The organism is Bordetella genomosp. 12, assembly GCF_002261355.1.
Lineage (GTDB): Bacteria > Pseudomonadota > Gammaproteobacteria > Burkholderiales > Burkholderiaceae_B > Bordetella.
In genome coordinates, this window is record NZ_NEVU01000003.1 from 1,079,287 (window position 1) to 1,093,349 (window position 14,063).

At 64.6% G+C, this 14,063-nt stretch carries 10 protein-coding genes; 8 read left to right on the top strand and 2 right to left on the bottom strand.

Translation table 11 applies throughout. The features are described from left to right. Positions 1-120: 120 nt before the first annotated feature. From CAL22_RS17170 to CAL22_RS17190, 5 genes are all read left to right on the top strand, one after another. Complete coding sequence (locus CAL22_RS17170; protein ID WP_094815341.1) at positions 121-627, top strand: sigma-70 family RNA polymerase sigma factor; 507 nt, start codon at positions 121-123, stop codon at positions 625-627. After that, positions 624-1,604, top strand: coding sequence for a FecR domain-containing protein (locus CAL22_RS17175; protein ID WP_094815343.1), 981 nt, complete (start codon positions 624-626; stop codon positions 1,602-1,604). Before CAL22_RS17170 ends, CAL22_RS17175 begins: the two co-directional genes overlap by 4 nt. A 116-nt stretch (positions 1,605-1,720) precedes the next feature. Then, positions 1,721-4,198: a TonB-dependent siderophore receptor gene (locus CAL22_RS17180; protein ID WP_094815345.1), complete on the top strand. Its 2,478-nt coding sequence runs from the start codon at positions 1,721-1,723 to the stop codon at positions 4,196-4,198. Between the two features lie 2 nt (positions 4,199-4,200). Beyond that, positions 4,201-6,075 carry a PepSY-associated TM helix domain-containing protein gene (locus CAL22_RS17185; protein ID WP_094815347.1) on the top strand — a complete coding sequence of 625 codons (1,875 nt, stop codon included), beginning with the start codon at positions 4,201-4,203 and terminating at the stop codon, positions 6,073-6,075. Beyond that, positions 6,072-6,410, top strand: a complete 339-nt coding sequence (locus CAL22_RS17190) for a DUF3325 domain-containing protein (RefSeq protein WP_094815349.1) — start codon at positions 6,072-6,074, stop codon at positions 6,408-6,410. The genes CAL22_RS17185 and CAL22_RS17190 overlap by 4 nt, the downstream gene beginning before the upstream one ends. 16 nt (positions 6,411-6,426) lie before the next feature. Here CAL22_RS17190 and CAL22_RS17195 read toward each other — a convergent pair whose 3' ends face one another. Together CAL22_RS17195 and CAL22_RS17200 are read right to left on the bottom strand one after the other, a co-directional pair. Beyond that, positions 6,427-7,497 (bottom strand): maleylacetate reductase, encoded by a 1,071-nt coding sequence (locus tag CAL22_RS17195; RefSeq protein WP_094816750.1) that lies wholly within the window; start codon positions 7,495-7,497, stop codon positions 6,427-6,429. A 17-nt stretch (positions 7,498-7,514) separates the two neighbouring features. Continuing rightward, positions 7,515-8,504: a tripartite tricarboxylate transporter substrate binding protein gene (locus CAL22_RS17200; protein WP_094815351.1), complete on the bottom strand. Its 990-nt coding sequence runs from the start codon at positions 8,502-8,504 to the stop codon at positions 7,515-7,517. Between the two features lie 139 nt (positions 8,505-8,643). Between CAL22_RS17200 and CAL22_RS17205 the strand changes: the two genes are divergently transcribed. From CAL22_RS17205 to CAL22_RS17215, 3 genes are all read left to right on the top strand, one after another. After that, complete coding sequence (locus CAL22_RS17205; RefSeq protein ID WP_094815353.1) at positions 8,644-9,597, top strand: LysR family transcriptional regulator; 954 nt, start codon at positions 8,644-8,646, stop codon at positions 9,595-9,597. Positions 9,598-10,111: 514 nt separating this feature from the next. Beyond that, positions 10,112-11,569 carry a basic amino acid/polyamine antiporter gene (locus CAL22_RS17210; protein WP_094815355.1) on the top strand — a complete coding sequence of 486 codons (1,458 nt, stop codon included), beginning with the start codon at positions 10,112-10,114 and terminating at the stop codon, positions 11,567-11,569. 78 nt (positions 11,570-11,647) lie between these two features. Then, entirely contained in the window at positions 11,648-14,023 is a 2,376-nt protein-coding gene (locus CAL22_RS17215; RefSeq protein ID WP_094815357.1) for an Orn/Lys/Arg decarboxylase N-terminal domain-containing protein, read from the top strand. Positions 14,024-14,063: the final 40 nt, after the last annotated feature.

Here is a 14,063-nt window from a genome sequence, read left to right on the forward strand (position 1 = left end):
GCCTGCCCCTGCCGGCGCGCACGATCCAATATATCGCGAACCCGACCGCGTAAACCCGTCTTGCCTGACAAGAGTCTGTTCTCTACAATAAATAATAGTTATCATTTGCAAGTATTTGCGATGTCCTCCCCCAAGCAGGCCCAAGTCGAGACGCTCTATGCGGACCATCACGGATGGCTGCAGGGCTGGATGCGCAGGCAACTGGGCAACTCCTTCGAGGCCGCCGATCTCGCGCATGACGTCTTCGTGCGCCTGCTGGGCCGGCCGGCCGCCATCGAAACCCGCGAACCGCGTGCCTATCTGAGCACCATTGCCCGGGGATTGCTGGTGGACCACTGGCGCCGCCGCGAGCTCGAACGCGCCTGGCTCGATGTCCTGGCGCGCACGCCGGAAGAGCTTGCCCCCTCGCCCGAAAGCCGCATGCTGGTGCTGGAAGCCCTCATCAAGATCGACCAGATGCTCGACACCCTCAAGCCCAAAGTGCGCCAGGCATTTCTCTGGGCCCAGCTCGACGGTATGCGCTGCCCGCAGATCGCCGAGCGCCTGGGGGTTTCCCTGGCCACCGCCGAGCGCTATGTGGCCACCGGCCTGCGCCAATGCTATGCCTACCGCTTCGGTGACGCGTGAGCGAAACCATCACCATTCCCGCCACCGTCGTCGACGAGGCCATCGCCTGGTCGGTCAAGCTGCATTTCGGTTCTCCTGACCCTGACACCTGTGCGGCCTTCGAGCGCTGGTTTCGCGCCGCGCCCACGCACGAACGCGCCTGGGCGCGCATGCAATCCCTGAATGCCGACTTCAACGCGGTGCCCCAGGGGCTCGCCCTCGATACCCTCACCGCCATGGGCGCGGCGCACGGCGAACGCAGACAACGGCGCCGCGCCGTACTCAAAGGCTTGCTGCTGGCGGGCGGTCTGGCTGGCACCACCTGGGCCGTGCGCGAACATACCCCCTGGCAGCGCGTCCTTGCCGATGTCAGCACGGGCGTGGGCGGCCTCGAACGCCTGCAACTGGCCGATGGCACCCTGCTCATTCTCAATACGGACAGTGCGGTCGACGTGCGCATGGACGGCGAGCAGCGGATGCTGGTGCTGTATCGCGGCGAAATCGCCGTCGAGACCGGCAAAGATCCGGCCTCGCCCATCAAAAGACCCTTCCTGGTGCGCACGCCCTTCGGTGCCGTGCAGGCGCTCGGCACACGCTTCGTGGTGCGGCTGGATCAGGATTACGCCCTGGTCAGTGTCCAGCAGGACGCCGTGGCCTTGCGCCCCAGCGGCAACGCGCCGGCCGTAATCGCCCAGGCCGGACAGACTTGGCGGCTGACCCGCGACGGCGCGCAGCAATTGAGCGAGCCCGCCATGGCGCCCGACGCCTGGGTCGCCGGCGCCATCGAAGGCAAAGAGATGCGGCTGGCCGATCTGCTGGCCGAACTGTCGCGCTACCGGCGCGGTCGCATCAGCTGTGCGCCCGAGGTCGCCAACCTGAAGGTCTCGGGCACGTATCACCTCAACGACACGGACCGGGCCTTGAGCTTCCTGGCGCAGACGCTACCGGTCCGGGTGCGCTACTGGACACGCTACTGGGTCGCGGTCAACCCGGCCTGAAACGGCATCGGGCAGGCCAGCCCGCGAAAATAATTAAAAATTTTTGAGGGGATTTGCGTTTTCGACCGGCCTACAGGGAAAGACCCTTCTCAATCTGGCCCACTCAAGACAACGCAATGACCCGCAACCGTACTTGCAACACCCCCCGCCTGGCGCCCGTGCCGACTGTCATCTCCACCGTGCTCTCTGGCGTGCTGTGCAGCGCTGCCTTGGCCTGGGCCGCCCCTGTGGCGCAGGCGCAAACCGCCGTCAGTGGCCAGGAAGCCGAATTCGCCTTCGCCATCGACGCCGGCGCGCTGGACCAGGCGCTGAACCAATTCGCCCGCACCGCGGGCGTGAACGTCTCGTTTGACGCCAGCCAGCTGTCTGGCCTGCAGACCACCGGTCTTCAAGGCCGTTATGGTGCTGCCGCCGGACTGCGCGCCTTGCTGGCCGGCACCGGTTTTGAAGGTGTGCGGCTGCCCAGCGGCGGCTATGCGGTGCGCCGCCTGCCGTCCGGCTCGGCCGCCATGCTCGAACCCGTGTCGGTGACCGGGCAGGAGTACCGCCTGCGCACCGAAGGCAGCGGCTCGTACACCGCCCCGGCCGTCACCATCGGCAAGGGTGAACAAAAGCTTCGCGATATCCCGCAGTCCGTCAGCATCGTGACCCGCCAGCGACTGGATGAGCAGAACCTCACCTCGGTGTACGACGCGCTGGAGAACACCACTGGCGTCACACTGCAACAAAGCCCCCAAGGCGGCAAATACATCTACTCGCGCGGTTTCGACAACAGTGTCATTCAGTATGACGGCGTTCCCTTGGAGCGCAGCATGTATGGCCGCGCCAGCAATTACTCGGGCGGCACCGCATTCTATGACCGCCTCGAAGTGCTGCGCGGCGCGGCCGGCCTGCTGCAAGGTTCGGGCTCGCCCGGCGGCGCGGTCAACCTGGTGCGCAAACGACCGCTGGAGGAAGACCGCTTCACGGTGGAAACCAAGGCCGGAAGTTGGGACCGCTATGGGGTGCAGCTCGATGGCAGCCGCCTGCTGAACGAGGACGGCAGCCTGCGCGGCCGCGCCGTGGTCGACCGCCAGAACAGCCACTCCTTCATCGACCGGGTGGATATGCAGAACACCACCTTCTACGGCACGGTCGAGTATGATTTTTCGCCGCGCACCCAGGTCAACCTGGGCTATAGCCATGAAGAGCTCAGCGGCCGCCCCACCATCTCGGGCCTGCCGCGCTACAGCACCGGCGAAGAGATCGATTTCAAGCGTTCGACCAGTTTCGCCGCCGACTGGAATCACCAGAAGTCCACCAACCAGGGTTTCTACGCCGACCTCACGCACGCCTTCAATGATGATTGGCGCCTGAAGGTCACCGGCGCCTACGTCCAGGAAAACCAGCGCCTCAAATATACGGCCTCGAGCCGGGCCGTCAATCCGCTGACGCAGATGGGCACGGTCAGTGTGGCGCGCACCGTGGCGGACATCGACACCTCGGGCCTGGACGCCAACATCACCGGCAAGTTCCAGGCCTTCGGACGCACCCATGAGGTCGTGCTGGGCAGCAACTATGGCCACAGCACCATCGACACCTCCTACGCCTACCTGGTGAACTACGCGACCTTCAACGCCTTCCACTTCAACTCGGACCTGCCGGAACCCAGCACCGCCGCGCTGCGCGCGGCGACCGACGAAGTGCGCAATGGCTCTAATCGCGAGCTGGGCTTCTACGGCACGACCCGCCTGCAATTGGCGGACCCGCTGAAATTCGTGGTTGGCGGCCGCTACAGCCGCTCCAACCGCATCTGGACCACCGACACCACCACGAGCGGCGTGCTGGTCAATGGCCAGACCCAGCAGAAGAACAACCACTTCACGCCCTATGCCGGCTTCATTCTCGACCTGACGCCGCAGTGGTCCACCTATGTCAGCTACACCGACATTTTCCAGGCTCAGATGCAGGTCAATGCACAGGGCCAGTCACTCAAGCCCGTCGTCGGCGACAGCTATGAGCTGGGCCTCAAGGGCGAGCTGCTGGATGGCCGCCTGAACACCGCCTTCGCGTTGTTCCGCATCGACCAGAACCACCGCGCGCAAGTCGACTACAACACCAGCCCGACGTGCTCGGACGACTACTACTGCTACACCGACGCGGGCAAGGTGCGCAGCCAGGGCTTCGATGCCGAAGTCAGCGGCGAACTGCTGCGCGGCTGGAATCTCTACGCCGGCTACACCTTCAACACGACCAAGTACATCAAGGACCAGGACAGCGAGGGCAAAGCCTTCGCCTGGCACACGCCCAAGCATATCTTCCGCCTCTGGACCACCTATCAGTTGCCGGGCGATTGGAGCGCCTTCACCGTGGGCGGCGGCGTCAACGTCCAAAGCTCGCAGTCGCGCCAGATCGGCGCCACCACGGTCCAGGCCAGCGGCCGCGCCGTGTGGAATGCCTATACCAAGTACCAGATCAACCGCAACTGGTCGGCCGCGCTCAACGTCAACAACATCTTTGACAAGACCTACTACAGCGCGGTGGGCAACCTCGTCAATGGCGTGCACTTCGGCGAACCCCGCAATGTCATGCTGACGCTGCGAGGCACGTACTGAGCATGAAGCCGGGCCTGCGCCAGCGCATGAGCTGGCTGCACACCTGGTGCGGACTGATAGGCGCCTGGCTGCTGTGCCTGATCTTTCTGGCCGGCAGCCTGAGCGTCTTTCGTGCGCCCATCTCGCGCTGGATGGACGCCGAGCCGCCCCTGCCGCTCACCCAGGCGCAACTGCCTCAGGATGCGGTGCTGACCTCGGCGGCGCGCTATCTCGCTTCCCAGGATGCCCATGCCCGGTTCTGGCGCATCGAACTGCCCGGCGAAACCTCCCGGGCCATGCGCCTGGTGTGGCGCAGCGCCAGCGGCGCCACGCATGAAGCGGCCATGGATCCGCGCGACGGCACGCTGTTGCCCCAACCCTGGGGCCGCAAAACCGAGGGCGGGCGGCACTTCATGACGCTGCACTACACCTTGCTGGCCGGCAATACCGGTTTCTGGCTGGTCGGCGCACTGACCATTGCCATGCTGGTGGCGCTCCTGTCCGGGATCATCGTCCATAAGCGCATCTTCAAGGATTTCTTCACGTTCCGGCCCGGCCCCGGGCAGCGCGCCTGGCTCGATGGCCACAACGCATCGGCCGTGCTGACACTGCCTTTCCAGTTGATGATTGCCTATACCGGGCTGGCCATCTTCTACACCAGCTATATGCCCGCGCCGCTGCGCGCGGTGTATGGCGAACAGGGACTGGCGCAATGGCAGGCTGACCTCGCTCGCGAGGCCGACTCGGGCCAGGCCGGCCGCTTGCCCGCGCGCCCGGCGTTGCAGGCAGGACCGCCCGTGCGCGAGCAATTGGGTCCATTGGTGCTGACCGCGCAAGCCGCCCTGTCCAGCCCGGCGCGCATGATCATGGTCGAACGCCCTGGCCAGGCACGCGAACGCATCAGCATCTATGCGCAACCCGACCCTGAACAGATGCGGCGCCAACTGACCAGCCCCGCCGGCCGGATGGTCTTTGACGGCGCCAGCGGCGCGCCGGTGCTGCTCGCCGCCGGCCAGCCGGCGCCCGATGCCGCCCATGAGGTCATGGAGCGGCTGCACGTCGCCACCTACGGCGGATGGACCATCAAGTGGCTTTACTTTCTCTGCGGCATGGCGGGAGCCATCATGATGGCCTCGGGCGCCATCCTGTTCGCCCTCAAACGGCGCAATAAGCCGGAATACGAATTCGGCGCGGCCACCCAGGCGTTTTACCGGCTTACCGACGCCCTGAACGTCGCGGCCATCGCAGGAGCCTGCCTGGCCTGTATTGCCTATTTCTACGCCAATCGCCTGATCCCGGCCGACCTGCCCGGCCGCGACATCTGGGAGATCAGAGCCTTTATGCTGGTCTGGCTCCTGAGCCTGGCCCATGCCTGCCTGCGTGCGCCCGAGCGTGCGTGGACAGAACAGTTCGCCTGCACCGCCCTCCTCTGCCTGCTGCTGCCCGTCCTCAATGCCGGGGTCACCGGGCAGCACGTGATCGGCTATGCGCAAAGGCATGAATGGCAAGCAGCCCTGGTGGAGGTGACCGCGCTGATGTTCGGCGGCCTGTTCGCGGGCTTGGCCTGGCGCTTGCGGCGCATCCCGCACAAAACCCGCAAGGCGCCACGCCCGGTGGCCCTGCCGCGCGGCTATCGATGGCAAGTGCTGGGCCGCGCATTGTGCGCCGTGCTCGGTGGCTACGCGCTGAGCAGCTTGGCCGCCACGCTTCTGGCTCGCACCCTCCCTTTGAGTACGGCCACCAGCCCGGCGATGGGCGTGGTCATCGGTAGCCTGTTGAGCTTTCTGATGTATGCATTGGCGGCGCTGTGGGTGTTTGCGGCCCGGCGCGCATGGCTGTGGCTTGTGCTGACCACCGCCGCGGCTGCCGCGCTGGCCTGGATGCTGCAACGGTCATGAGCCCCGCACTTGCCGCCGCCACCGCGCTCGCCCTGGTCTTCGCCGGCTTCGCTTGCCTGGCCCTGGCCATGGACCGGCATCATGAGCAGGCCACCGGCCTGGACACGCCGGCCCTGCGCCGCGCCCTGCTGCGTCTGAATGCCCTGGCACTAGGGGCTGCGGCGCTGGCCGTCTGCCTGCAAAGCTGGGGCAGCGTGGTCGCAATCCTGGTGTGGCTAGGGCTGCTGTCCTGCGGCGCGATACTGGTCACGCTCACGCTGAGCTATCTGCCGCGGCGGCTGCCGCTCATCGCCCTGGCGGCAGCCATGGCCGCCTTGGCCCTGCTGGGCCGCTAAGCCGCGGCCCGCCGCCTCAACCGGGCCGCCGGCCTTCGTAGGCGTCTTGCAGCAGCGCACGCAAGGCAAGGGGCTCCAAGGGACGCGGATTGGGGTAAGGCGTGCCCAAGGCAATCTGGCAGGCTTGATCCAGATCGTCCTCGCGCATACCGATATCGCGCAAGGCCGTTGGCGCCCCCAGGGAACTGGCCAGATCGAACACCCCCTTCGCGGCATCATCGGCCTGTAGCGCCGCGGCGATACGCGCCATGGCCTGCGGCGCGGCCGCCGCGTTATAGGCCAAGGCATGCGGCAGTATCACGGTATGCACCTCGGCGTGCGGCAGGTTGAAGCTGCCGCCCAAGGTGTGGCAGAGCTTGTGATGCAAGGCCATGCCCACATTGCCCAGCACCGTACCGCACAGCCAGGCGCCATACAGGGCGTCGGCGCGCGCCGAGCTCCATTGCAGCGCGTCGTCCGGGCGGGCAATGCGCGGCAAGGCAAGCGCCAGCGCGCGTATGCCTTCTTGCGCCATGAGATCCATAATGGGATTGCGGTCGGCGGCATACAAACCCTCCGCCGCGTGGGCAATCGCATTGATCCCGCTGGTCAGGCTCACCGCGACGGGCAACTCCTGACTGAGATCGGGGTCATACACCACGGTGCGCGGCAAGACCCGCGCATCCCGGCCGGTCTTCTTCAAGCCCGCCTCGGTCAGCCCGTAAATGGGCGTCATTTCCGAGCCGGCATAGGTCGTCGGCACCGCGATGACCGGCAGTCCGGCCTCCAGCGCGATGGCCTTACCCAAACCGATGGTCGATCCCCCTCCCACCGCGACAGCGCAGTCGGCCCGCAGTCGCAGCGCCATGGCGCGCGCCTGATGCGCCACCTCCACCGGCACATGCATGACGGCCTCAGCGAAGATGCCGGCCACCCGCGCCGGGCCGAGCAACGCCGCGACCTGCTCGGCCTGCCCCCGCTGCGCGGGGGTGCACAGCACGAGCGCGCGGCGCAGGCCCAAGGCGTCCAACTCCGCGGGCAACCGCGCCAGGCTGCCCGCGCCGAACACCACGCGCTGCGCCTGGCTGGTATAGGTAAATGCTTCCATGGTCTGCCGCTTAGCCTTCATTGCGCCACGATACCCTGCGATTTGATGAGCTTGCCCCAGCGGTCGGATTCGCTCTTGACCAGGGCGTTCATTTCCTCGCGGCCGCCGGCCACCACGTCAAAGCCCGATTCATGGATGCGTTGTGCCACGGCCGGATCCCGCAAGGCCTCGATCGTGATCCGGGACAATTTGTCCAATCGGTCCGACGGGGTATGGGCCGGCGCCACCATGCCCACCCACGAGTAGATTTCAAAGCCGGGATAGCTTTCCGCCACGGCAGGCGTATCCGGCAACGCCGGCACGCGCGCCGGCGCGGTGACGGCCAGCGCCCGCAGCTTCCCGGCTTGAATATGCGGCAGCACCAGGGGCAGGCTGGCGATCATCGAGTCCACATGGCCGCCCAACAGATCGGTGATGGCCGGGCCGCCGCCGCGATACGGCGTGTGCAGCCCGCTGGTGCCCGCGGTTTGATGAAACAACTCCGCCGCCAGATGATTGGAGCTGCCCGCGCCCACCGAGGCATACGACACATTGCCGCGCTTGGCTGCAGCCACATAATCGGCCAGCGAGCGATAGGGCGTGCCGGGCGACACCACCAGCACCATCGGCGAGCGCACCATGTAGGAAACGCCGGTGAGGTCCTTCTCCGTGGAGTAAGGCAGGCGGGGATAAATATGCTGCTCGGTCGCATAGGAGTCGAACACCATCTCCACCGTATACCCATCGGCGGGCGCCTTGGCCACGAGGGCCGTGCCTATCGTGCCCCCGGCTCCGCCGCGATTGTCGATCACCACGGTCTGGCCCAGCTTGTCCTGCAAGGATTGCTGCAACTGCCTGGCCACCTTGTCGACCGTCCCGCCCGCAGCAAAGGGCACGACCACGGTCAAGGGCTTGCTGGGATAAGTCTCTGCGGCCGCGGGGGCTGCGCCCGCGGCCCAGCCGAACAGGCCGCAAGCGGCTGCGGCCAACCAGGCCGAGGAATTGCGATGAATGAAGCGGGGGGCCATGAAGTCTCCTGAGGGCGTCGCCGTGAAGTCGCGATCTATGTGAAATTTGCAGAAATACGTCCGCAGCCGCTATCGTAAGAGCGAAACTCTCCACTTGCTCGCGCGCCTGGCGCCAAAACCCTTTGCACAACACGCACAAATGAAGGCAGCCAAATTCGCGGAAAACCTGTCGATATTCGTCGACGTGGCGCAAGCGCAAAGTTTTTCCGAAGTGGCGCGTCGCCGCGGCTTGGTCGCCTCGTCCGTGGCGCGCCAGATCGACGCGCTGGAAGCCGAACTGCAAGTGCCGCTGTTCGTGCGCTCCACCCGCGCGCTGGTCCCCACCGAAGCCGGCGAAGTGCTTTACGAGCGGGCGGTCAAGATCCTGCACGACATGACGGAAGCCCGCTCGGAGGTCATTTCGCTGGAGCAGCACGTCCAGGGCCTGCTGCGCGTGAGCTGCCTGCCGGCATTCGCGCGCCGCTATGTCGTGCCGATACTGGGCCGCTTGGGCGAATTGCATCCCCAGTTGCAAGTCGAACTGGCTCTCACAGAGCGGGTCGTCGACCCTGTCGTCGAGCGAATGGATGTCGTCGTGCGTGTCGGCCAGCAACCCGACAGCAGCCTGATCGGCCAACGCATCGGCAGCCACCGCTACCTGATGTGCGCGGCCCCGTCCTACCTTGAACGCCACGGCACACCCCGCCAGCTCTCCGACCTGGCCCGCCACCGGCTCATCGACCGGCGCCACAGCACGAGCGTGCGCGGCTGGCGCGAGATCGGCGATGGCTCATGGGCCGAACATGCCCGGTTTGTGCTCGAATGCGATGACTGCGATGCGCGCCGCCAGGCGGCGCTGGATGGCCTGGGCATCGCACTCATGCCCAACTGGTCCGCCGGCCCGGAAATCGGCCGCGGCAACCTGAGGCAACTCGCCCTCAAGGACTGCGCGCCCCCGGCCGACAGCGGCATCTATCTCTTGCGCGCCATGCCTCGCGCCAGCGCCCGCATCCGAGCCTTCACCGACGCACTCAGACGCCACATCGGCTCGCCCTCGGTCTGGGATGTCGCCATCGACACGGCCGCCAGCGGCCCGGCCCAGCCGTCACCTTAGCCCGGACACCACCGCGCGCAGGGCGCGGACACGATGGCGGCCGTATACGACGGACATCGCTCAGGCCCTGCGCAAGTTAATCCACCGACCCGGCAAGATAATCAGCGCGCGTATTAATCAGAAAAAATAAATCCGCGCGGCCAACATGCCATGGCGAAACTGTGAACCCGCCGCGTTGCGAGTAGAAGAACGCATTTACCGGGTCGTTACGCATGCGATGAGAGATCGACAATTTGTCACGTTTATGCAAAATCTTTGCGCCTTGTCTCTGAGCCCAAAAAATATAGGCAACTGTCTGCACCGAATAGCAACATTCTGGTATCTTGGCGCGTTCAGCACGCTAAGGCTCGTGTCAGGAATGGCATATGCACTGTCTTGATCCGACGCATCCGCTGAATCCTTTCAAAGCCCGAGCCGCCCCCGGCCGGGAGCGGGCTTCCGGATATGGCGCGGCGCGAGACGCGAAACGGCAGGCCCTGTTTCAAACGCAAGTTTCAGCAGCCTATGAGAACTTATGAGCAGCACTAAGCCCATCGACCAGAAACTCGGCCTTGTGGCGCTAGTCGCGATTGTCGTGAGCTCGATGATAGGAAGTGGCGTCGACAGCCTGCCGCAAAACATGGCGGCGACGTCCGCCCTCGGCCCCGTCATCATCGCCTGGCTGGTCAGCGGTTTTGGCATGTTCTTCATTGCCAGAACCTTCATGGTGCTGTCCGATCTTCGGCCTGACCTGCAGTCCGGTATCTACATGTACGCCCGCGAAGGGTTTGGGCCACTGAGTGCTTTCGTGGTGGCCTGGGGTTATTGGCTCATGACCCTTTTCAGCAACGTCGCGTTTGCTGTGATGGTGATGGACACGCTCAATTACTTCATGCCGGGCGACTTCACGGGCGGCAACAACCTGGCTTCCATTATCGGCGCCTCCATTCTCATCTGGGGCTTTCACGTCCTGGTGCTGGGCGGCACCAAGATGGCCGGCATGATCAATACCGTCGGCACCTTCGTGAAGCTCATCCCGCTGGTGGTATTCGTCGGCGTGGTGACCTACTTCCTCAACGCCGCGCAGTTCTCGACCGACATCTGGGGCCAGCATCCGGTGGGCGACGCCAAGCCGCTGGGCTCCATCCTCTCGCAGACGCTCTCGCCCATGTACGTAGCGTTGTGGTGCTTTATCGGCGTGGAAGGCGCGGTGGCTTTGTCGGGCAGGGCCCGCGACAAGAAAGACGTGGCGCGGGCAACCCTGATCGGCTTCATCCTCGGATTGCTCATCTGCCTGATCGTATCGGTGTTGCCGTTCGGGGTGCTGTCGCAACAAGCGCTCAGCCATATCCCCAATCCGTCTACCGCCGGCGTCATGAAGCAGTTGACCGGCGACTGGGGCGAATGGCTCATCAATATCGGCGTGCTGATTTCCATCCTGACCAGCTGGCTGGCGTGGACCATGATCTGCGCGGAGATCCCTCAAGTGGCGGGCCGCAACGGCACGTTCCCCAAGATTTTCGCCGCCGAGAATGACAAGGGCGCCGCCTCCACCGCCCTCTGGGTCAGCAGCGGCATCATGCAGTGCGTGATGCTGATGGTGTATTTCTCACAGCATGCCTGGCTCACCTTGCTGGGCATCTCCGCCATCTGCGTACTGCCCGCCTATTTCTCCTCGGCTGCGTATCTGGTCAAAACCTGCTTCAACGGCGACTACCAGCAACGTCAATCCAAGGGGCGCATGCTGGCGCTGTTCAGCAGCTTGGTCGGGGCAGCTTTCTGCCTCTTCATGTTGTACGCCAGCAATATTCAATATGTTGCGATGAGCCCGCTGTTGCTCACGCTGGGACTGCCGCTGTTTTTCTGGGCACGCCGCCAGGAAGGCGCTGCCGCTGCGGCCTTGAACCGCGGTGAAAAGGCCGCGCTCGCATTGCTGCTCGCCATCGACATTCTTGTCATCGCCCTGTACTTCATGGGCCATATCAAGCTGTAGCAGGTTGTTTTCCGCTGATTTCTTCTGATCAGTATCCGTGTCCGGATGCGCCGGACGGCCTCAACCGAGAGTCATGATATGAAGTTCAATCACCATTCGTTGCTAGTACTTTCCGACAGCCTGGAAGCCGGCCTCCCTGCCTCCCAGGCCATACAGGCGCTGGGCAAGGCGATCGCCGACAGAGGCTTCAGCATCCAGCAGGCCGCCAACCCCCAGGCCGCCCTCACCTACGTGCAGCAAAGCCCGCACTACAGCTTCATCGCCATTCTGTGGGACAGCGCCAACGCCGCCATCGTCAAGGAGTGCGAGGCGCTGGTGCAAAAGATCCGTGAACGCAATGCCAGCGTGCCCGTTTTCCTGCTTTCCGAAGCGGAAACCGTCAATGGCATCCCGGTCGCGGTTCTGAAGGAAGTCACCGAGTACGTCTACCTGTACTCCGAGACGCCGGAATTCACCGCCAATCGTGTCTACACGGCCGTGCATCGCTACGCCGAAACGCTGCTGCCGCCCTACTTCGGCACCCTGAAGAACTTCACCGAAGACGGCGACTACTACTGGGATTGCCCGGGGCACATGGGCGGCATGGCCTATCTCAAGCACCCGGTCGGAGTCGAGTTCATCAATTTCTTTGGTGAAAACATGATGCGCGCCGACATCGGCGTGGCCACCGCTGAAATGGGCGATTATCTGGTCCACGCCGGCCCGCCCAAGCAATCCGAAGAGATCGCCGCCGAACTCTTCGGCGCCAAATGGACGTTCTATGGCGTGGCCGGTTCCTCGGGTTCCAACCGCATCGTGGCCCAAGGCGCCGTCGGCGCCAACGAAATTGCCGTCGTCGACCGCAATTGCCACAAGTCCCTCAATCATGGCCTGACCCTGTCCCAGGCGCGTCCGGTCTATCTGACGCCCAGCCGCAACGGCTACGGCCTCATCGGACCGATCCCGGCCCAGCGCCTGCAGAAAGACAGCATCCGCAAGCTCATTCAGGACAGCGCGCTGACCACCGATGCCGTCAGCGCCGACCCCAGCTATGCGGTCGTCACCAACTGCACCTACGACGGCTTCATCTACAACGTCAACCAGGTCGTCGGCCAGCTCAGCGAAAGCGTGCCGCGCATCCACTTCGACGAAGCGTGGTACGCCTACGCCAAGTTCCATCCCTTGTACCGTGGCCGTTTCGCCATGGACGTGGCCGAAGACATGCCCAACCGCCCCACGCTGTTCGCGGTCCAGTCCACGCACAAGATGCTGCCGGCGCTGTCCATGGCATCGATGATTCACGTCAAGCCCAGCGACCGCGCGCCGCTGGACTTCGACGACTTCAACGACTCGTTCATGATGCACGGCACCACCTCGCCGTTCTACCCCATCATCGCGTCCATCGACGTGGCGGTCTCGATGATGCAGGGGCAGGCGGGTTACTCGCTGGTGCAGGAATCCATCGAGGAAGCCATCGCCTTCCGGCAGGCCGTGGTCAACGTCAAGGAGGAGCTCGCCGAAGCCGATGGCGAATCCTCCTGGTTCTTCGACGTGCTGCAACCCACCCAGGTCAAAGACCCCGCCAGCGGACAGGTCCACGCCTTTCACAAAGCGCCGATCGCATTGCTGAGCCAGACGCCCGATCTGTGGACGCTGAAGGCCGGCGACAGCTGGCACGGTTTTGCCGATGCCGATATCGGCCAGGCCGACTGCATGCTGGATCCGGTCAAGGTCAGCGTGACGTGCCCGGGCATCACCCCCGACGGTAAACATCTGCCGCAAGGCATCCCGGGCAGCATCGTCAGCAAGTTCCTGGACGACCGCCGCATCGAAGTCGCCCGCACCGGCGACTACACCCTGCTCATCCTGTTCTCGGTGGGGATCACCAAGGGCAAATGGGGCACGCTGATCGAAAGCCTGCTGACGTTCAAGAGGCTCTATGACACCGGCGCCAAGGCGACCGACGCCATCCCCTCGCTGGCGCATGCTTCGCCCAAGTATGCCGCCATGACCCTCAAGGAACTGTGCCAGCACATGCACGACAGCATGCAAGAGCTGGATCTGATGAAGCACAGCAGCGATGCGGTCAGCTCCATGCCTGAACCCGTGCTCACCCCGGCCGAGGCCTACCAGAAGGTGGTGCGCTACCAGACCGAACGCGTCAAGGTCGCCGACTTCGCCAACCGGATCGCCGCCAGCATGCTGGTGCCCTACCCGCCGGGCATTCCGGTTCTGATGCCGGGCGAGCGACTGCCCGCTGACGATACCGGCATCACCGGCTATCTGGAGGCCTTGCAGGAGTTCGACAAGCGCTTCCCGGGTTTCGAGCACGAAATCCAGGGGGTAAGCATCGACCAGAACGGCGACTACTGGGTCCGCGCCATCGTTGAAGAAGCGCGCAAGCCGCAGCCGGTACCCAAGCACATCAGCTTCAAGAGCCACCGCGTCTCCTCCATCAAGAAGGGACGGCAATAGAGCGGGTTGCCGCCCGGATCCTCCCGGGCGGCATTGTCTC

What these genes read in the sequence shown, in the direction of transcription:
- CAL22_RS17170 (WP_094815341.1), top strand. Translation starts at nt 121, where the DNA reads ATGTCCTCCCCCAAGCAGGCCCAAGTCGAGACGCTCTATGCGGACCAT.
- CAL22_RS17180 (WP_094815345.1), top strand. Translation starts at nt 1,721, where the DNA reads ATGACCCGCAACCGTACTTGCAACACCCCCCGCCTGGCGCCCGTGCCG.
- CAL22_RS17185 (WP_094815347.1), top strand. Translation starts at nt 4,201, where the DNA reads ATGAAGCCGGGCCTGCGCCAGCGCATGAGCTGGCTGCACACCTGGTGC.
- CAL22_RS17190 (WP_094815349.1), top strand. Translation starts at nt 6,072, where the DNA reads ATGAGCCCCGCACTTGCCGCCGCCACCGCGCTCGCCCTGGTCTTCGCC.
- CAL22_RS17195 (WP_094816750.1), bottom strand. Translation starts at nt 7,497, where the DNA reads ATGGAAGCATTTACCTATACCAGCCAGGCGCAGCGCGTGGTGTTCGGC.
- CAL22_RS17200 (WP_094815351.1), bottom strand. Translation starts at nt 8,504, where the DNA reads ATGGCCCCCCGCTTCATTCATCGCAATTCCTCGGCCTGGTTGGCCGCA.
- CAL22_RS17205 (WP_094815353.1), top strand. Translation starts at nt 8,644, where the DNA reads ATGAAGGCAGCCAAATTCGCGGAAAACCTGTCGATATTCGTCGACGTG.
- CAL22_RS17210 (WP_094815355.1), top strand. Translation starts at nt 10,112, where the DNA reads ATGAGCAGCACTAAGCCCATCGACCAGAAACTCGGCCTTGTGGCGCTA.
- CAL22_RS17215 (WP_094815357.1), top strand. Translation starts at nt 11,648, where the DNA reads ATGAAGTTCAATCACCATTCGTTGCTAGTACTTTCCGACAGCCTGGAA.